This is a genomic window from Neolewinella agarilytica, assembly GCF_900110645.1.
GTDB lineage: Bacteria > Bacteroidota > Bacteroidia > Chitinophagales > Saprospiraceae > Neolewinella > Neolewinella agarilytica.
This window is the reverse complement of the sequence record NZ_FOFB01000013.1, coordinates 12694-31613: the sequence shown is the minus strand read 5'-3', so window position 1 is coordinate 31613 and position 18920 is coordinate 12694. Positions and strand designations below refer to the sequence as shown.

Genomic DNA, 18920 nt, shown 5'->3' with positions numbered 1-18920 from the left:
ATACCGATTTAAAACACTTTGAATACCACCCTTCTCACAGGAAAATGACATCCCTTAACAAAACGTGGACGAACAGTCTTTGGCTGCTGACGATCTGCCTTTTTTCTTGTTTGCTTGCGCCTGATCTGACGGCTCAGTGTCTCACGCCAGAGTTGGCCGTGTTAAATTCCTGTGTAGATCACCCAAATCCCAACGGTAGTGATACCCGGGTTGAGTCTGAGGTACTGGTATTATCGAGCGGCCTGGTTCCCGTTCCGGTATCTGTTATCGGGATTGATCTTCCTTTTAATGGCTTTGGAGACCCTAACGCAGACATCGGCGTTGATCTTTCCGGAAACCCCTTAGGCTGTGGATGGAGAGAACCGGCCATCACTCTTTTACCAGGTTGTACGAATATTATTCCCCTTGGGCCAAATGATACCATTCCAGCTGGTGCAACCGTGGTTGTCTTCGCCACCGGGACTACCGAAAACATTGATCTGGCTGATTCTGAATTTAATTTTGGTAATGTCTGCAGCGGAGATCGTCCGGTTTATATCCTGCAAAGCGCCTGTGAACGAACGGCTGGAGCTTTTGCCAATGGTGCGCCGGAAAGTGGAAACCCCTTAAGAACGATCACCATTATCTCCCGTTGTGGCTTACGGGGCTTTACCTACAATACCCGCGAGCTGGACCCCGATGATGGTACCTACTATCTGGTCGGTTTAAATCAGGTGGGGAATCTGGATTGTGATTTACCCATCATCCCGGAAACCTGCCCGGCACTGGATACTACCTTTTTTATCTGTGACCCGAACGGCGATCTCCCAACGGTTAGCGCAGTAGAGTTATCGGCCATTTATCCTGCATCTGCCTTATCCGTATCCTTCCACCCTTCAGCAGAAGCCGCCGAAACGAACGTAAGCAGGATTACGGAGTACACGCCTGATGGCTCGCCGGGAGATACCATCTATTCCCGGATTATTTACGCCGAGAATCTCTGTATCGTGGTGAGCCGCCTTTTTATCGAATATCAGGGGGATAGGGCCATTACCATGATTCCGTCCGAGCCCATAGGCGGTTGTGACCCGCTTTTTGTGGGCATGGGAGAATTTAACCTCCGCTTGTGGGATGATGAAATTGGCGGAGGGCAACCCGTCACCTACTATACTGATGCTGCCGGAACGCAGGAAATCACGGACCCGGAAGTCTTTACCAGCCCGGAAACGACCATTTTTGCTCGCGCGGGTATTTTTACCTGTGAAGGAAACCTAGTACCCATTGAGTTGGTGCTGGAGGGAGGCCCGACCGTCGGCGTTATGGAGATACCGACGAACTGTCCGGGAAATGAAGATGGCGGAGTCGTATTAACGGCTTTTGGAGAGAGCCCCTTTTCTTTCCAGTGGGCGGGGGACACGCTACCAGACATGGCAACGGTTACAGGACTCGCCCCAGACGATTATACCTGGACGGTAACTTCCCGAAATGGATGTGAAACGACCGGAGTGGCTACCGTCCCGGATGGGCCGCCACTTTCCTTGAGTTGTCAGGTGTCTGGCGGAGCAAGTGGTCCGGGAGTACCTGACGGATCTATTGTGGTCTCTCTGGCGGAAGGAACCGCTCCTTATACGGTGACTTATTTGGGCGCAGACGCAGGTGCCATGAATTTCCCAATGGCAATGGGAGAACTGACCGGCCTCCGGCCCGGTGAATACCGCATCGTCGCAACAGACGCCAACGGATGTGTTAGCGATACCTGTACGGCAGAAGTCACCCTGCTCGACCCGATCATCCTTACCTGCGCCATCAGAAACCAGGCTAATGGCACTACCGTTTTGGGCGCTATTTCTATTGAACTGTATGGTGGTGTGCCACCATTCAATGTCGTGCTCTCCGACGGAGGTGGGGGAAGTACTACTTTCCCCAACCAGCCCGCAGGAAGTCGTGTTTTTGATGGCTTGGCCGAGGGGACTTACACCATTACTGTTACTGACGACGCAGGGCAAATGACCTCCTGCTTCCAGCAAATTATCGATGAAAACTGCCCACTGACCATCAACGACGTCTCCATCCTGGCCGACGGTTGTAGCGGGGTGGATAACTCCGTTATCCGCCTGAGCATCTCCGGAAATGACGGACCGATTTTTACCAGCTGGAGCGGAGGTAATGGAATTGGTACGTTCGACAATATGCAGGAGGCAGGCCCGCTGCCGGAGGGAGATTATTTCGTCTCCGTTTCTGACGGCTCCGGCTGCCCGCCGGTCATGGCGGGCCCGATCCTGGTGCGTAACCGTGGAATGGTTGCGTTGGAGTCGGCTACGGTTACCCCTTCTAACCCTTGCTCCCCAACGGGCGCGATTGAAGTTGCCGTCGCTGGGGGTGGTACGCCACCCTACACCATAAGACTAATCAACCCAACCAATGGGGCTGGCCTGGACAGTATATCGAATCTCATCGCCGGAGAGCTCATCACCTTTGACAGCCTGTCCGGAGGGGTATTCGGGCGTTCCTACCGTGTGATAGCCATTGATGCCGTAGGCTGTAGTTCCGCACCGGACAGCTACGTACTGATTAATGCCGCTCCTCCCACTTTTACCTTGCCCACTGCGAACCAGGTTATTACCGCTCCCGATTGTTCCGGTGAAGCAACGGGAAGTCTGACCGTTGCCGCCAGCGGAGGCACTGAGCCCTACACCTATCGTTGGATAGATTACCCCGAGCGAACATCCGGCAGAGTTCTGCCGCCGGGAGAGACCCAGACTGATTTACCAGCTGGCACTTACACCATTGAAATAATGGATGCTAACACCTGCCTCGACACGGTAATGATTACGCTGGAAGATGGAGAATCACCGGCAATTGTTTGTGGGGCACAAACGAACGCAATTGGCTCCACATCCGGCAGCATCGTACTGGGCGTTTCCGGAGGGTTGCCACCTTACGAAATAACCCTTGATCAACAAGTACTGGAAACGAACTATAACGTATCCGTTGCTGGAGATACGCTGATTGACGGGCTGTCTCCCGGACCCTACACCGCCAGGGTTACAGATGCCAATGGCTGTGTATCGGCCGGCTGTACTTTTACCATCATTGAAGAGCCCTGCCGGGTTTCAGCCGTTGCCACTATCGACCCCGTGAATTGCGATGGAAATGGGTCGATCAGCGTTTTGGCTACTAATACTGCTGGAACGATCCGGTATAATTGGTCCGATGCCGGTTTCCCGAATGATAGCATTGTTTTCCCCACAATGGAAGGGGATTTTGCGCTCAGCATTCTTGATTCCAACGATTGTCGTCTGGATACGATGTTCTCCATTACCGGGGTGGATGATGCGCCTGCAATTGTCACTATGCCCGATCCGCAATATGAACTATGCGAAGGGGATAGCCTGCGTTTACCTATTGCTTTTTCCGGAACGGGCCCCTTCAGTCTTGCCTACCGCCTGGTACCATTACCTGCTGGTGCACCCGTTACCGATGCAACCTTCACCTCACCGGGCAACACAGCAGTACTCAGGGTCGCCGTCAGTGACCTGCCTGGGAATAACAACCTGGTCGAATTAATTGAGATCACGGACGCTAACTGTGAGCGACAGATTAACATCACTACCCGTATCGAAGTAGATCAGCCGGATACCATCCGCCGGTTTGATTTTGTCTGCCGGCCGGAACCCCTCATGATCGGTGGTCGTTCCTTTGATGTTTCCAACCCGTCGGACACCTTTATGGTCGATGATGGATCATCCTGCGGGCAGCGTTACGAGGTAGATATCACATTTCTTTCTCCGGAAATACCAGATACTTCTGTAGTTTTCATTTGCCCGGGAACGGAATACATAATTCCGGAAACACAAGATACCTTCAACGCTAACCGCCCGGAAGGAGAAGTCGCATTTGCCCGTGCCGGGCAGTGTGACAGCCTGGTCTACGTTCGCCTAGACATTCCTCCGGTGTTTATCGGAAGTTATACGGCTAATGCCTGTGCCGGTGACACCATTCGTTATGGCGGAGAAATCTACACTGTTGATGATCCGGGCGGAGTTGCCCGCCTTCCCGGTCTTTCTTCTACTGGCTGTGATTCCCTGGTGGCCGTCAACGTTAGCTTCCGAAGGGTAGGGGGGCTTCGCCTGCTGGGAGACCATGAAATCTGCCAGGGAGACTCTATTGAGTTGCGTTTTGCCTACGACGGCCCCGGAGGCATCAATGCTCAAATCCGTGACCTCCTGGGGAATACCACCAACCTGAATGGAATAACGGATGGCAGTCGGGTAGTCTTTCACCCGGAGGAATCAACGATCTATACCTTGGTGGATGCCGGAATCGGCGGTTGCCCCGGAACTTTTACCGGTGACTCCCGCGTCAATGTCAATGATTTGACGATCGCTACGGAGGCTGTCCTCGATCCTGCTGATTTTTGTGTCGATACGCTTGGTCGGGTTCGGGTAGAGGTTGCGGGAGGGCAGGAACCTTATACCTACAGCTGGAGTAATGGGCCAACGGAAGCCCTCAACCGGAATCTATTTGGAGGAACCTATTCCGTATCAGTGGAGGATGCCGATGGTTGCCTCAGGGTTGATTCAGTAAGTATCTCCGACCGGGAGCAACTACGGGCAGAGGTTTCCGCCTTACCACCTAATTGTGTTGGTGGCAGGGGGGCGATCGTTGTAGACACTATTTTCGGAGGCTCCGGATTCTACGAAATGAGCCTTGATGGTCAGTTCTTTCTTCCCGTTGAACGAGCCATAGACTTTGCCCCGGAGGTGGGCACAGGGACAGTAACCTTTCAAGACGCCAATGACTGTTCGCTCCGGCTAAGATATACAGTGCCAGGGGCTCTGCGCCCGCAGCTAAATCTCTTTGCCGATACCACCATCATTATCGGCGACAGCCTGCTCCTGGACCCCGACATCAGTATTGCACTCGATACCGCCTGGTGGTCTCCGCCCCTTGGGTTGAGAACACCAGGTCAGGAGACAACGATTGCCCGGCCTTCCTCCTCTTCGACTTATCAGCTCAATTTGCTTACCGTTGATGGCTGTCGCTTCACGGAACGGGTAGCCATTACGGTAGATGAGCGTCTGCCCGTATACGCTCCCTCCGCTTTCAGCCCTAATGGAGATAACGTAAACGATTTCTACCAGCTGGAATATGGTGACCGGGTGGAAGAACTTACCACCTTCCAGATCTTTGATCGCTGGGGTAACCTGGTGCACGAAGGGCCCAATGGATGGGACGGCAACCTGGATGGACGTTCTGCTCTGATTGGTGTATATGTCTTCTATGCTACCGTTCGATTAACGGATGGCTCCGAACGGTTTGTGAAGGGGGATTTCGTCTTAATGAGGTAGGAATTGAACGTTTCTATGCTGAACAGCGGGCAGGCCTGCTTTTTAGCAAACAATTCTGTCTGCCGTACGTCTTCCCCATAGGATCAGTGAAGACCATATATGTCCCTACTTCGCCGTTTGGGCGACTACCTGTCGCTCGTAAAATTTTCCCACACCATATTTGCGCTGCCATTTGCGCTCCTGGGCTTCTTCCTGGGGGTGTTAGATCATGGCAGCCTTCCCCTGCGGGAGCTTGGCCTGGTGATTTTATGTATGATCTTTGCCCGCTCTGCGGCCATGGCATTTAATCGCTGGCTTGATCGGGACATTGACGGTAAGAACCCGCGAACTGCCGTTCGGGAAATACCCGCCGGCAAGATATCCAGTCGGTCCGCACTGATCTTTGTCATTATTAACTGCCTGCTTTTTGTCGGTGCTACTTATCTGCTGAACCCACTTTGTTTCGCTTTGTCCCCAATTGCTCTCCTGGTCATTCTGGGATACAGCTACACCAAGCGATTCACTTACCTGTGTCATTTTGTTTTGGGGCTTGGGTTAGCTCTCGCACCCGTCGGGGCTTACCTGGCGGTTACGGCAGAGTGGGCGCTGCTTCCCGTACTCTATGGCTCTGTAGTATTACTATGGGTTTCCGGCTTCGACATTATTTATGCCCTGCAGGATGAGGGGTTTGACCGGGAAGAGGACTTGTTTTCCATTCCTGTCCGCCTGGGAACCGAAAATGCACTACGCCTGGGGCGTTTCCTCCATCTCGTGTGCGCAAGTATATTGGTATACGCCCTATGGTATCAGGGGAATCTGTACCCTGAATTTCAGTGGTTAAGCCTCATGGCCGGGCTGATTTTTATTTCCTGTCTGATCTACCAGCATTCTCTCGTAAAGGCCGGAGACCTGAGCCGCATCAATTTGGCATTCTTTACCACCAACGGAATAGCCAGCCTGCTTTTTGGTGCGATGACGATAGTGGATATTTACTGGTAGGGCTTACACCAGCATCTCAAAGAGTAAAGGCTGGTTGTTGATGTGTTTATACTGAATACCACCTTTATCCAACCGATCAGTAAGGTTTTTGAAGTCCTCGGCATTGCCTAGCTCGATACCGACCAAAGCCGGGCCTACACTTCGGTTGGTCCGCTTGGTATACTCAAAGTGGGTGATGTCGTCTTTAGGGCCGAGGATGTTGAGAAAGTCCCGTAGGGCACCGGCTCGCTGGGGAAACTCAATAATAAAGTAATGCTTAAGGCCGGCAAATAGTAAGGCACGTTCCTGAATTTCAGCGGTTCGGGCAATGTCATTATTCCCGCCGCCAATAACACAAACGACGGTTTTGCCCTTAATGTCGCCTAACTGATCCAGGGCGGCAACGGAGAGGGAGCCCGCGGGTTCAGCAACAATGCCGTCTTCGTTGTAGAGTTCTAGCATGGTCTTGCAAACCTTGCCTTCGGGCACGAGAAGGATGTCTCTGATTACTTCTTTTACGATGGGGAAGTTGATGTCTCCCACGCGCCGCACCGCGGCGCCATCCACAAAGCTGTCTATCTTTTCCAGCGTGACCACTTCGCCGGCGCGAAAGCTGTCGTGCATAGCTGGAGCTCCGGCGGGTTCGATACCATAGATGGTCGTACTGGGGCTTAGCTCGGCAAAAACACTGCCTACTCCGGCGCTGAGGCCTCCGCCTCCGACGGCCATGAGCAGATAGTCAATTGGCTGGTGGGCATCGTCGAGAATTTCGAGGCCAACGGTGCCCTGGCCCGCGATGGTGTTCCGGTCATTAAAGGGATGGACGAAGGTCCAGCCGTTTTCCTCCGCACCGCGTAGTGCTTCTGCATAAGCGTCATCATAAGTGTCACCCGTAAGCACGATGGTGACGAACTCCCGACCAAAGGATTTAGCCTTGTTTACTTTCTGCTTTGGGGTAACGGCGGGCATGTAGATAGTGCCTTTGACCTTCATCTTGGCGCAGGCAAGCGCCATGCCCTGAGAGTGATTGCCGGCGCTGGCGCAAACCACGCCACGGGCGCGCTGCTCGTCGGAGAGCATGGCCATATTGTTGAAAGCTCCCCGGATCTTATAGCTGCGTACTTCCTGCAGGTCTTCCCGCTTCAGGTAAATATCCGCTCCGTAAAGCTCGCTCAGCCGATGATTGCGTTGCAGCGGTGAATGCAGGGCTATACCCCGCAGGCGGTGCCGGGCACGCATTACGTCATCAACGGGAATTAGGGTCGAATTGGAGATGGAAGGCATAAGTAAGGCTGGATTGTGAGCGCATTGCTTCCGCAACTTTCATTGCACCTGCGACCGCGCCCCTATTCTGAAACGGACGATATTCCGTTAGCGGAGGACAAGGTAAAACAATGCCGATAACACAGTTAAGCGCTATCGGCAAGGTTTTCTATAAAATCAGAATTGCATTCGACTAGTTATTTTCGGGGCGAAGGCCACGGACCGTACGGCCAGCCTGCCACATCTCACTTTCGTGTAGCTCTTTTAGTTCTGCTTCCAGCTTCACCCGGTAATCAGGCTGTGAGTTGAGGTCGATACTGCGGCGGGCTTCCTCGCCGGTCGCCACACTTTTGTACAGCTCCTCGAACACAGGCTTCGTTGCGTCGCGGAATTTGTCTTTCCAGTCCAGTGCTCCCCGCTGAGCGGTGGTAGAACAGTTGGCGTACATCCAGTCCATTCCGTTCTCTGCCACGAGTGGCATCAAACTCTGTGTGAGTTCTTCTACCGTTTCGTTGAAGGCCTCCGAAGGCGTATGGCCATTGGCGCGCAAAACGCTGTACTGGGCCTCGAAGATACCCTGGATGGCACCCATCAGCGTACCCCGCTCACCGGTAAGGTCGGAGTATACTTCTCGCTGGAAGTCGGTTTCAAACAGGTAGCCGGAACCAACGCCGATACCCAGAGCAATGACGCGCTCGTAAGCACGTCCGGTAGCATCCTCCGCAATAGCGTAGCTGGAGTTGAGGCCACGACCCTGCAGGAACATCCGGCGCAGGGAAGTGCCGGAACCTTTGGGAGCGACGAGAATAACGTCAACGCCTTCCGGAGCCTGAATGCCCGTTTGGTCGTTGTAAGTAATGCCAAAGCCGTGGCTGAAGTAGAGTGCTTTACCCGGCGTCAGGTGCGGCTTTAGTTTTGGCCAGACCTCGATCTGAGCGGCGTCACTCAGCAGGTACTGGATGATGGTTCCTTTGGCAGCAGCTTCTTCGATGGGGAAAAGCGTTTCGCCGGGTACCCAACCGTCAGCAACGGCCTTGTCCCAGGAAGCACCTCCTTTACGCTGACCAACGATGACGTTGAAACCATTGTCCCGCAGGTTCATACTTTGGCCGGGGCCCTGTACGCCATAGCCAATCACGGCAATGGTTTCGTCTTTCAGGGTCTCCAGTGCTTTCTCGAGGGGGAATTCTTCGCGGAGCACGACTTTCTCTTCCGTTCCTCCGAAGTTTAACATTGCCATTTCATTTATTTTTTGGTGGGAAGGCAAAGATGATAAAATTGAGGGAATGGCTTAGGTTAAAAGCTAAGTCAATTACGATGGCTAGTGGCTAGTAATATGGAGTGCAGACCTGAATGCTGAATTTTTATTGGCCAACCTTAGTCTGCTAGCTGCTTATACCTGAATCAAAGTAGTTTGGGACTTTATCGCTTGTTATCGCGGCGGCTGGCTGCGTTGCCTGAAACCTCCTTTAGCTATGGCTAAAGTCGGCCTCAAGCGCCTTGCCACCCACCACGCTAACGGCGCGCTAATTGTCCCAAACCACTTCGTTTCAGGTATGTTGGTTTTGACGGTAGGCGCACGGATAAATTTCTTTGTACGCCAGCTATTCCTTTCTTCCTAAATTGTGGAGCCAATCGACCGAGCTTACCAACGGGTTGATAAATCATCACCAAAACCAACCGCCATCAGAACGCTAATTATTGACGACGAAGCGCCCAGCCGGGAGGCACTAAGACATTACCTGGAGAAGTACTGCCCGGATGTACAGGTGGTAGGGGAGGCCGAAAGCGTTGATGCGGGGCTGAAGGCTATCCGGAATCACCAGCCGGAGGTACTGTTTCTGGATATTGAGATGCCCTTTGGAAATGGTTTTGATTTGCTGGAACGCCTGCCTGCGTCTCATCAGATGGAAGTCGTTTTTGTTACTGCCTACGAGCAGTATGCTTTGCGTGCGCTTCGTATGAGCGCAGCGCACTACCTGCTGAAACCCGTGGATATTGATGATCTCATCGACGCCGTGGCGAAAGTAAAGGCCCGGGCGGGACTGCGGGAACAAGGACAGGTGACCAGGACTCTGTTGGAAAATTTTAAAAAGACCACGCTGGAGGCACCTTCCCGGCTGGCTCTGCCGTTGATCGATGGATTAGAGATTGTACTGCCCGAAGAGATTCGTTTTCTGGAAGCGGCGGATAACTTCACAAATTTCCACCTGACCGATGGACGAAAGCTATTGATCTGCCGTAAGCTCAAATTTTATGACGCCTTGCTGGAGCCAGCGGGCTTTTTCCGCATCCACCGGTCTACGGTCATTAACCTGGCCAGCGTTAAAAGGTATCATAGGGGTAAGGGTGGGGCCGTTACGCTGAATGACGGGACGGAGTTAGCCGTTGCCGCTGCGAGGAAGCAGCGCTTACTGGAGCTGTTAGCGGGTTAATTTAACCTAGAATACTATGCCTGAACTACCTTCTTTGACTATTCGTTTTTCCCGCCCAAAATCGGGCCGTACGGTCTTGTCCGTAACCCGATCAGACGGTAGCATGACCTGGGCTAAACTCCACCCGGGAACGGAACTTCATGATCTGGCGCACTATGCTATTGAGACGGAGCTTGAGCTGAAGGATGCGTTTTATGGCATTCTGGCGGCGGGCTATGCGATTGAAGACTTTGAGGCGCGGCCCGAAGAACGACCGGATCCATTACGCCCCGCAAACTTGCCCCGCACCTCCCTGCAGGTGGAGCATCTGGTGAATTTATTGCTGACGGAACTGCAATCAGGAGCGCCCTTACAGGACTTTATCCCCCGTTTTCAGGAAATTTTGCGGCAAAGTAACTTACCGGAGATGCTGCTTCTGACCGAGGAGAAGCTGTGTCGCATCCGGGAGCAACTAAACATTTTGCGCGGACGCTGGAATGCAGTGGCGGTTGGAGGAGCCATGGAGCTGGAGTTTTGAGGCGCGCCCGTCGGCCGAGCGTTTTGACGAAGGAGTTTCGCTCGTCCGCCGAGGGGAGAGAAGAGTCGTTTCTCCTCGGCCGACGAGGGTGAACCGGGTTCAACCCACGGTGTATACCCTTGCACCCATACTACCGGGAAGCTTTCCTCGTTCAAATGCACATATTCAACTAAGTAATCAATCCATGAGCCGTCTATTCATTTTCCTTCTCTTACTGTCCTCCGCTACCGGATTTGCCCAGCTGGCCGTATCAGCCTCCGCTAATTTCAACCAAACACGCTGGGATGTTAGCGATGAGTCAGTAGAGAACCTTCTGGACTGGAAAGCAGGCAATGAGGTATCGGTTGGCTACTGGTTTCGCCTGCCCGAAAAACGGGTCGAGTTTTTGCCAACGGTTTATTTTGCCAGCAGTAAAACCGATGACAATGTGGTTGATCGAACTCAAATCCAGCTCAGGGAATATGGCTTTGAATTTAAGGTAAACGTTTATCCCTTTGATTTTGGGGGAGACTGTGATTGCCCGACGTTCGGGAAACAAGGCCCCCAACTGCAAAAAGGTTTTTACCTGCAGCTGTCTCCGGGCTACGCCGTTTACGACCTCAACGGTGAAGGCTTTGAGTTCGATAGTGGTAATGGATTCACCTACGGCGGTGGAGTTGGGTTGGATATCGGGCTCAGCAATTTGTTAACCATTACACCCTATGCTAATGCACGAGTAGGTACCGGGCCACTGCTTGATGATTTGGTCGTTACTGACGTAAACGGACAGTCCCTTGGAGTTCGGGAACCTAAGCTGACAACCTTTCAGGTGGGCATCCGTGCCCTCTTTCGCTTTGATCATCGACGCTACTAAGCCCGCTTTGCCATCGTAAATTCCGTCCAACTATGCTTTGGCCGGCCGTAGCTTCCTTGTACATTGTGTGCATCAAAGGAAACTAATTGATGAACGCTTTGCTCGTCGTGTTGCTAATTCTTGTTCTTGTGGTGGTGGTATCCACCCCATGGAGGAAAGCAGCATGATTTAGTGCAGGGCAAAAAAGCCGCTTTCCTCTAGGGGGAAAGCGGCTTTTCTTTTATCCCAACCAATAATCTGAAGGCTCCGTCTAACCCAAACATATGGCACACCAGCTAAATAAGTACAGCAAAAACGTAACCAGCAACCCAGAACAGCCCGCCGCCCGGGCCATGCTCTACGCCACCGGCATGGATGATGCGGACATGGAAAAAGCCCAGATTGGTGTGGTCTCCACCGGTTGGGAAGGGAACCCCTGTAATATGCACCTCAATGGCCTGGCCGAGGATGTAAAACAGAGTATCAACGAGCAGCAGGACCTGATTGGCCTGATGTACCACACCATTGGGGTAAGTGATGGTATCAGTATGGGTACGGATGGTATGCGCTACAGCCTGCCCAGCCGCGATGTAATTGCCGACAGTATTGAGACCGTTGCCGGTGCACAGTGGTACGACGGTCTGGTGACCGTAGTGGGCTGTGATAAGAATATGCCCGGGGCGATGATCGGGCTGGCCCGGCTCAACCGTCCGGCCATCCTGCTTTATGGTGGCACCATCAGCCCCGGCTGCTACGAAGAGGAGAAGCTGGACATTGTTTCTGCCTTCGAAGTGTTGGGTAAATACCGGACCGGAGAAGCGGATGAAACGAAATACAAAGGGGTGATCCGTCACGCCTGCCCGGGTTCCGGTGCTTGTGGAGGAATGTATACGGCCAACACGATGGCCTCCGCCATCGAGGCCATGGGTATGTCTTTGCCCTACAACAGTTCCATCCCGGCCAACTCCACGGATAAGGCTGCTGACTGCAAGCGCGTCGGTGAATACATGCTCCGGCTACTGGAAAAAGACATCAAGCCGAGCGACATTCTGACCCGTAAGTCCTTTGAGAATGCAATGGTCACCATTACCGCCTTGGGAGGAAGTACGAATGCCGTCCTTCACCTGCTCGCCATGAGCCATGCTGCCGGCCTGGACATTACCATCGACGATTTCCAGAAGGTCAGCGATAAGGTTCCTTTCATTGCAGACCTGAAGCCTTCGGGCAAGTACGTCATGGAAGATTTGTACTACGTCGGCGGTGTTCCAGCCGTAATGAAGGTATTGCTGGAGCAAGGTCTCCTGCACGGTGATTGTATGACCGTTACCGGTAAAACGCTGGCCGAGAACCTGGCAGAAGCAGCACCGCTGAAAGCCGGACAACAAATCATCAAGCCCTTTGATCAACCGATCAAGGAAACTGGTCACTTACGCATTCTCTACGGCAACCTGGCAACGGAAGGCTCCGTGGCTAAAATCACGGGCAAGGAAGGTCTGCACTTCATGGGGCCGGCTAAAGTGTTCAACTCGGAGCTGGAGGCTAACCAGGCCCTGAGCCGCCGTGAAATTGTGGAGGGAGACGTGGTCGTCATCCGCTATTCCGGCCCGCAGGGCGGCCCCGGAATGCCTGAAATGCTGAAGCCAACGAGTGAAGTGATGGGCCAGGGCCTGGGTAAAAAGGTTGCCCTCATTACCGATGGCCGCTTCAGCGGCGGAACCCACGGGTTTGTGGTGGGCCACATCAGCCCCGAGGCCCAGGTGGGCGGATTGATCGGTCTGCTGGAAGATGGCGACATCATCCGGATCGATGCAGAGAAAAACATTCTGGAAGCAGAGCTGGACGAAGCCACGATCGCTGAGCGTCGTGCCCGCTGGACGCCACCAGAATCGCGGGCAAAGTTTGGTGTACTGAAGAAATACGCCAAATCAGTCAGCAGCGCCTCACTGGGATGTGTGACGGATCTCTAGTTCGTCAGCCCAAAAGAGACCCAAGTTTATACAACGAGAATTAGTAAAGCAGAGTGATATGAATACCACTGCCACCAAACCTTCCTCCAACGGCAAAGCACCGGCTCCGAACTTGATTCGGGGGGCGGAAGCCGTCTTGCGGTGCCTGATTAATGAAGGCGTAGATACGATCTTTGGTTACCCCGGAGGAGCGATTATGCCGGTCTATGATTCTCTCATTGACTTTGAGGATAAGCTGACGCATATCCTTCCCCGACATGAGCAGGGGGCGATTCATGCCGCCGAAGGATACGCCCGCATTAAGCGGCAGACGGGCGTCTGTATGGCTACTTCAGGCCCGGGAGCTACTAACCTGCTGACCGGCCTTTGTGATGCTCAGCTGGATTCCTTACCGCTGGTTGCCATTACCGGGCAGGTCCATGGACACTTGTTGGGAAGCGATGCTTTTCAGGAAGTAGACGTCATCAATTGTACCATTCCCGTTACCAAATGGAACTATCAGATTACGGATCCAAAGGATATCGCCTGGGTATTCAAGAAAGCCTTTTATATCGCCAATAGCGGACGGCCAGGGCCCGTACTGATCGATATAACCAAGGATGCACAGTTGGCCATGGTCGACTTCGTTTATCCCAGGGATCAGGAGATCCGTAGCTATATACCTTACAATAAGGTCAGGAAAAGCCAGCTGGTGGCCGCGGCTGAATTGATCAACGGTGCTAAACAACCGATGATTCTGGCCGGCCACGGTATCCACATTGCGCACGCTCAGGAAATCTTCAGAGATTTTGTGGATAAGACCGGTATTCCGGTTGGTGCAACCTGTCACGGTTTGTCGGCCTTGCCCGATGATCACCCCCTCTTTATGGGCATGCTGGGCATGCACGGGAATTATGGTCCGAACTTTCTGCAGAACGATGCGGATGTGGTTGTCGCCATTGGTATGCGATTTGATGACCGGGTGACGGGTAAACTGTCTACCTATCTGCCTGACAGTAAGGTGGTGCACATCGAAGTAGATCCGGCAGAACTGAACAAGAACGTGAAAGCCGACGCGCCCGTTCTCGGAGACGCCAAAGAAGCGCTGGAAAAACTCTTACCTCTGGTAGAAAAAAAGAGCTATCCGGAGTGGGTTGGTCGTTTCAACGAATGCACCCGCATTGAGAAAAAGCGGGTTATTGATGAGGCAATTACACCAACAGCAGACGGACAAATCCGGATGGGACAGGTCATTCGGGAAGTGAGTAATCAGACCGACGGTCAGGCCATCGTAGCTACCGATGTAGGTCAGCACCAGATGATGGCCGCCCGCTATTATCAGTATAAGGGGCATGACCAGTGGGTCTCTTCCGGCGGAGCCGGAACGATGGGGTACGGACTGCCAGCAGCCTTCGGTGCCAAATATGCAGACCCGGAGCGGGAAACCATCGCTTTTATCGGGGATGGAGGCTTTCAGATGACGCTACAGGAACTGGGACTTTGCGCTCAGTGGAATGTAGGTGTGAAGATTGTTTTGCTGGATAACAACTTCCTTGGCATGGTTCGCCAGTGGCAGGAATTGTTCCACGAAAAAAGATATAGCTCCGTTGAATTGGTCAACCCTGACTTTGTGACCATTGCTAAGGGGTTCGGCGTTCCCGGAAGGAGTATTAACAATCCGGCTGACGTTAAGGAAGCCATCGCTGAAATGCTGGCGCATAAAGGCCCCTACCTGTTGCACGTTACGACCGTAAAGGAAGACAATGTCTTCCCGATGGTGCCAAGTGGTAAGGCGGTTAGTGAGGTGATTTTAGGTCCGGAGGATATTAAGTAGTTAAACAGTCAGATAGTCAAGGAGTCAAACAGTCGGGCAGTCAGATGGTCAAGGAGTCAATGAGTTGGTCAAGGGAGTGTGTAGGTAGGGAGATCATTGCTTTTTAACCCACATTGCACCCTGCGGCCCCTCGCTAAGCCTGCCTGAGTATCTGCACCCAAAGATTATTATAGTATGAGTGAAATCAATTCTTACACCATCACCGTTTTTACTGAAGACCAGGCGGGGCTTTTGTCCCGGGTAGTTGGCATTTTCAATCGCCGGAATATCAATATACCTAGTCTGACGACGAGTCAGAGTAGTGACCCGACGATCCACCGGTTTACCATCGTGGTGGACGTAACCAAAGAGATGGTGATAAAGTTGGTGGCTCAGCTGGATAAGCAGGTGGATGTGCTAAAGGCGTTTTATTACGATGACAGCCAGATTGTACACCAGGAAATTGCCCTGTATAAAGTGCCCATCGAGGTATTCAGCAATGGTAGTGAAGTCGAGCAGCTGATCCGCCGGCACAACGCCCGGGTATTGCTGATTGAACCGGAATTCGTAGTCATTGAAAAGACCGGCCACGAGCACGAAACGGAGGCTTTATTGCAAGACCTGAAGAAATTCAAAGTGTACGAATTCGTCCGTTCCGGACGGGTGGCGGTAGTGAAGCCTATGGAAATGCTGAATAATTATTTGGCGACTCTGGGGAGCTCGGAAGAAAATTAATCACAGCAAATTTAGCTTGAAGAGAATAGAGTCAACGGTGCGTGTTGGCAAGTTCAGGCGCGGCCGCGGGTGCAGGGGAAGTTTTAAAGCAGAGAAGGTGACCGTGATCGACCAAAAGCCGAAGTAAATAACGATCTTCGCCGCATCACCACCTTACTCCAGCCGTCTGTGCAAGAATTCCTCCGCAAAATATTTCGGGCCCGACCGGGGGAATGGGGAGCTGTGCTGGTTTTACAACTATTGATATTTCTGATCATTGCCATTTTGCTAATGGTAAAGCCAACTGCAAGTGCCCTGTTCCTCAATGAGTATGGCGCCGTTGGCCTGCCCTATATGTTTGTGATTACGGCCTTCTTGGCCGCGGTGGTTTCTACTGGTTATGCCTTTGCCCTTCGCTACAATAGCCTGATCCGGGTAATGATTGCGTCACTGACCATCCTGTTGGTCATACTTGGTCTTTGTGGCTGGTTAATGAAGTATCCCTCCATTCGGCCAGCCGTGTCAGTGGCACTCTATCTGTGGGTAGCTATATTTGGTGTTCTGGCCGCCAGCCAATTCTGGATGATGGCCAGCTTCGTCTTTGACGTCCGCCAGTCTAAACGCCTCTTCGGGCTCATCGGCGCTGGTGCCATTGCCGGGGGTATTGCCGGCGGCTACGTAACCAATTTATTCGTTCAGGACATTGGCGCGCGCAACCTGATGCTCATAGCCGCTCTGTTGCTCCTGCCCTGTATTTTGCTGACGGCCTTTATCTGGCGGCGCTATGTGAGTCGTACCCGTAGTAAGGTGAGCCGCAAAAAGAAATCCGCCGAGGAGTTTAAGGCTCCCCATCGTCTGATTCTGGAGAGTAAGCACCTGTTACTTATGTGCGCCATTATCGCCTTAAGCGTTACGGTGGCTAAGCTGGTGGATTATCAGTTCAGTGCTCTTGCCGCCGTTCGCTATGGTAGTCAGGAGCGGCTTGCGGCCTTTTTTGGCTTTTGGTATTCGACTTTCAATATCATCGCTCTTCTGATTCAGTTGTTACTCACGCAGCGAATTGTTCGCCTGTTTGGGGTAAGCGGAGCCTTACTCTTCTTACCGCTGGGGCTGGGGCTCGGGGCATTAGTAATGCTATTTCTACCGGGGCTGGGAGCGGCTACTTTCAGTCGGGCTACCGACGGGAGTTTAAAGCAGAGCCTTTCGCGTGCTTCGTCCGAGATGCTTTTCCTGCCAGTAGACGCGGAAACGAAAAAACAGGTAAAGACCTATATCGATGTCTTTATCGACAGTGCTGCCGGCGGGCTGGGTGGCTTGATCCTGATCCTGCTTACACAGATAGCGGGCTTCTCCGCAGCAAGTATTAGCTGGGTGGTTATTCTTTTTACCGTTGTCTGGTTGGTCTGTGTGCTGATGATTCGCGAAGAGTATATGGACGCCTTTAGGGACCAACTGTCTCACCTGCAACCCCGTGAGAAGAGAAACCGGATGAAGAGTACCCATAAACAGGTTTTGGCGGGCTTTTTGCAGGTGTTGAAAGATGGAAAGATGACCTCTCAGGAGCGTCAATTACTCTACGTACTGGAGCGGTCAGATAGCCTGGCGGACACTTCCTTACGGACCCCGGTGCGCAAACTCCTGAATCACCCCTCCGCAAATGTCCGGGCCAGAGCCTTGCGGAGTTTATACCTGCAACCAGGAGCTGATCTGGTATCAGAGGTGTCCTCTTTGATCAAGGACAATGATCCGCAGGTACGTGCAGCTGCCTTTGACTATCTGTTCTCCCGTCCGGAGTCCAGCGTGCGGGGAATCCTGAGGGAATGCCTGGAGGATGAATCGGTAGCAATCGCCGGACCGGCATTGGTGAGCCTGGCGACGGAAACATCAGGAAATGAAGTAAGCCGGGATCGCTGGGATGTTGCTCAGCGGATACGAGCAAGGATACGATCTATGCGCAGTATGCCCGCCGCGCAGCGGCGGGAATGGGCGGAGTACGTGCTAAGGGCTTGTGGCCGGGCGCAATCCGTATCTGCGCGGAGCTTCATCTTGTCCTGTCTGATTGATGATGATCCGGTGGTAGCTAAACACGCCGTTATTTCCGCCGGGGAGTACCAACACGAAGAGTTTATTCGCCCTCTTCTACAGCTCATCACGGAGCCTAAATTACGTAAACAGGTAGAGCAGGCGCTCGTTCAGTATGGCCCGGGGTTAACGGCAGTATTGCCAGACTTGATCCGGTCCGGAGAAATTTCCGTTCAGGAGCTGCGCCGTTTACCGGCCGTGTTGAGCCAGCTGGATAGCCGTGCTTCCGTCGACCTGCTCATCGGCTGCATAGAACGCTATGCACCACATGACTATGAAACGCGCCTGCAGGCCGTTCGGGGACTCAATAAACTCCGTCGTGATTTTCCAAACAGAGTTCTGCCGGCTAAAACCATTTACCGGTTGTTGATGGAAGAAATGGAGTCCTATGAGAGTTTGCAGGAGAGGCTCAATGTCCAGAACATCCTGCTGACAGTTACAACGGACGAAGAAGAGTTGGATTACCGCGAAGGGTACGCCAATCTACTGCGCCAGCGGATGGCGGGCACCTTTGAGCGATTAATGAGGTTGTTAGGTCTGCGCTATCCTCCCACAGACATTATTCCCGTGCACCGGGCTTTGACCAAAGGAACCATCGAAGAGCAAATAAGCGCCATTGAGTTCCTGGATAACCTGCTGGAAAGCTCGGTACAGCGGAGCCTGATCCCCATTCTGGAAGCCCGGCAACGACAGACTGGCGAAGTGACCCAGCCCATTCTGCCTACCCGGGACTCAATGGAAGTACTCCGTCGTCGGGAATTCAAATCTTTAATGCAAAGTATGGAGGGCAAGGATCGCCGCCTGCAACTCTCCGCGCTAAAGCTGATGGGGCGCCTGCGGAACCAGGACTACCTGCCGTTACTGAAAAAGTATGCCGTGGCCGAGGAATTATCTCCGCGACTCCGGGCCGTCGCACGGGAAAGTTGGCGCCTGTTGGAGGGGAATGAGATAGAGCAGTAGGGGCAGGGTGCAGGGTGCAGGTTGCAGGGAGCATAACCCGTAACCCGCAACTTGCAACCTGCAACCTGCAA

General features: G+C 53.0%; 11 protein-coding genes. 9 read left to right on the top strand and 2 right to left on the bottom strand.

Features of this window, described 5'->3' with window-relative positions; genetic code table 11:
- Positions 1-44 precede the first annotated feature (44 nt).
- Both BM123_RS12535 and BM123_RS12530 read left to right on the top strand, forming a co-directional pair.
- Positions 45-5330, top strand: coding sequence for a T9SS type B sorting domain-containing protein (locus BM123_RS12535; protein ID WP_090169003.1), 5286 nt, complete (start codon positions 45-47; stop codon positions 5328-5330).
- 99 nt (positions 5331-5429) lie between these two features.
- The gene (locus BM123_RS12530) at positions 5430-6308 is read left to right on the top strand and encodes a UbiA-like polyprenyltransferase (protein ID WP_090169001.1); all 879 of its coding nucleotides are present in this window, start codon (positions 5430-5432) and stop codon (positions 6306-6308) included.
- A gap of 3 nt (positions 6309-6311) precedes the next feature.
- Here the strand turns inward: BM123_RS12530 and ilvA are convergent, their stop codons facing one another.
- Positions 6312-7571, bottom strand: a complete 1260-nt coding sequence (ilvA, locus tag BM123_RS12525; protein ID WP_090168999.1) for a threonine ammonia-lyase — start codon at positions 7569-7571, stop codon at positions 6312-6314.
- Between the two features lie 172 nt (positions 7572-7743).
- Complete coding sequence (gene ilvC / locus BM123_RS12520; RefSeq protein ID WP_090168997.1) at positions 7744-8790, bottom strand: ketol-acid reductoisomerase; 1047 nt, start codon at positions 8788-8790, stop codon at positions 7744-7746.
- A gap of 385 nt (positions 8791-9175) precedes the next feature.
- Between ilvC and BM123_RS12515 the strand changes: the two genes are divergently transcribed.
- The 7 genes from BM123_RS12515 (at position 9176) to BM123_RS12485 (ending at position 18849) form a co-directional block, all read left to right on the top strand.
- Entirely contained in the window at positions 9176-9985 is an 810-nt protein-coding gene (locus BM123_RS12515) for a LytR/AlgR family response regulator transcription factor (protein ID WP_090168995.1), read from the top strand.
- A gap of 16 nt (positions 9986-10001) precedes the next feature.
- Positions 10002-10502, top strand: coding sequence for a hypothetical protein (locus tag BM123_RS12510; RefSeq protein WP_139211872.1), 501 nt, complete (start codon positions 10002-10004; stop codon positions 10500-10502).
- Positions 10503-10686: 184 nt separating this feature from the next.
- Positions 10687-11355 carry a hypothetical protein gene (locus BM123_RS12505; RefSeq protein ID WP_090168990.1) on the top strand — a complete coding sequence of 223 codons (669 nt, stop codon included), beginning with the start codon at positions 10687-10689 and terminating at the stop codon, positions 11353-11355.
- A gap of 263 nt (positions 11356-11618) precedes the next feature.
- Positions 11619-13301, top strand: a complete 1683-nt coding sequence (gene ilvD, locus BM123_RS12500) for a dihydroxy-acid dehydratase (RefSeq protein ID WP_090168988.1) — start codon at positions 11619-11621, stop codon at positions 13299-13301.
- 58 nt (positions 13302-13359) lie between these two features.
- Positions 13360-15114: a biosynthetic-type acetolactate synthase large subunit gene (gene ilvB / locus BM123_RS12495; RefSeq protein WP_090168986.1), complete on the top strand. Its 1755-nt coding sequence runs from the start codon at positions 13360-13362 to the stop codon at positions 15112-15114.
- Between the two features lie 174 nt (positions 15115-15288).
- Positions 15289-15828 carry an acetolactate synthase small subunit gene (gene ilvN, locus BM123_RS12490; protein WP_090168984.1) on the top strand — a complete coding sequence of 180 codons (540 nt, stop codon included), beginning with the start codon at positions 15289-15291 and terminating at the stop codon, positions 15826-15828.
- 168 nt (positions 15829-15996) lie between these two features.
- Positions 15997-18849, top strand: coding sequence for an Npt1/Npt2 family nucleotide transporter (locus tag BM123_RS12485; RefSeq protein ID WP_139211871.1), 2853 nt, complete (start codon positions 15997-15999; stop codon positions 18847-18849).
- Positions 18850-18920: the final 71 nt, after the last annotated feature.

Excerpts from the sequence above, each read along its gene's own strand:
- BM123_RS12530 (WP_090169001.1), top strand. The coding sequence starts at position 5,430 with ATGTCCCTACTTCGCCGTTTGGGCGACTACCTGTCGCTCGTAAAATTT.
- ilvC (WP_090168997.1), bottom strand. The coding sequence starts at position 8,790 with ATGGCAATGTTAAACTTCGGAGGAACGGAAGAGAAAGTCGTGCTCCGC.
- BM123_RS12505 (WP_090168990.1), top strand. The coding sequence starts at position 10,687 with ATGAGCCGTCTATTCATTTTCCTTCTCTTACTGTCCTCCGCTACCGGA.
- ilvN (WP_090168984.1), top strand. The coding sequence starts at position 15,289 with ATGAGTGAAATCAATTCTTACACCATCACCGTTTTTACTGAAGACCAG.
- BM123_RS12510 (WP_139211872.1), top strand. The coding sequence starts at position 10,002 with ATGCCTGAACTACCTTCTTTGACTATTCGTTTTTCCCGCCCAAAATCG.
- ilvD (WP_090168988.1), top strand. The coding sequence starts at position 11,619 with ATGGCACACCAGCTAAATAAGTACAGCAAAAACGTAACCAGCAACCCA.
- ilvB (WP_090168986.1), top strand. The coding sequence starts at position 13,360 with ATGAATACCACTGCCACCAAACCTTCCTCCAACGGCAAAGCACCGGCT.
- BM123_RS12535 (WP_090169003.1), top strand. The coding sequence starts at position 45 with ATGACATCCCTTAACAAAACGTGGACGAACAGTCTTTGGCTGCTGACG.
- ilvA (WP_090168999.1), bottom strand. The coding sequence starts at position 7,571 with ATGCCTTCCATCTCCAATTCGACCCTAATTCCCGTTGATGACGTAATG.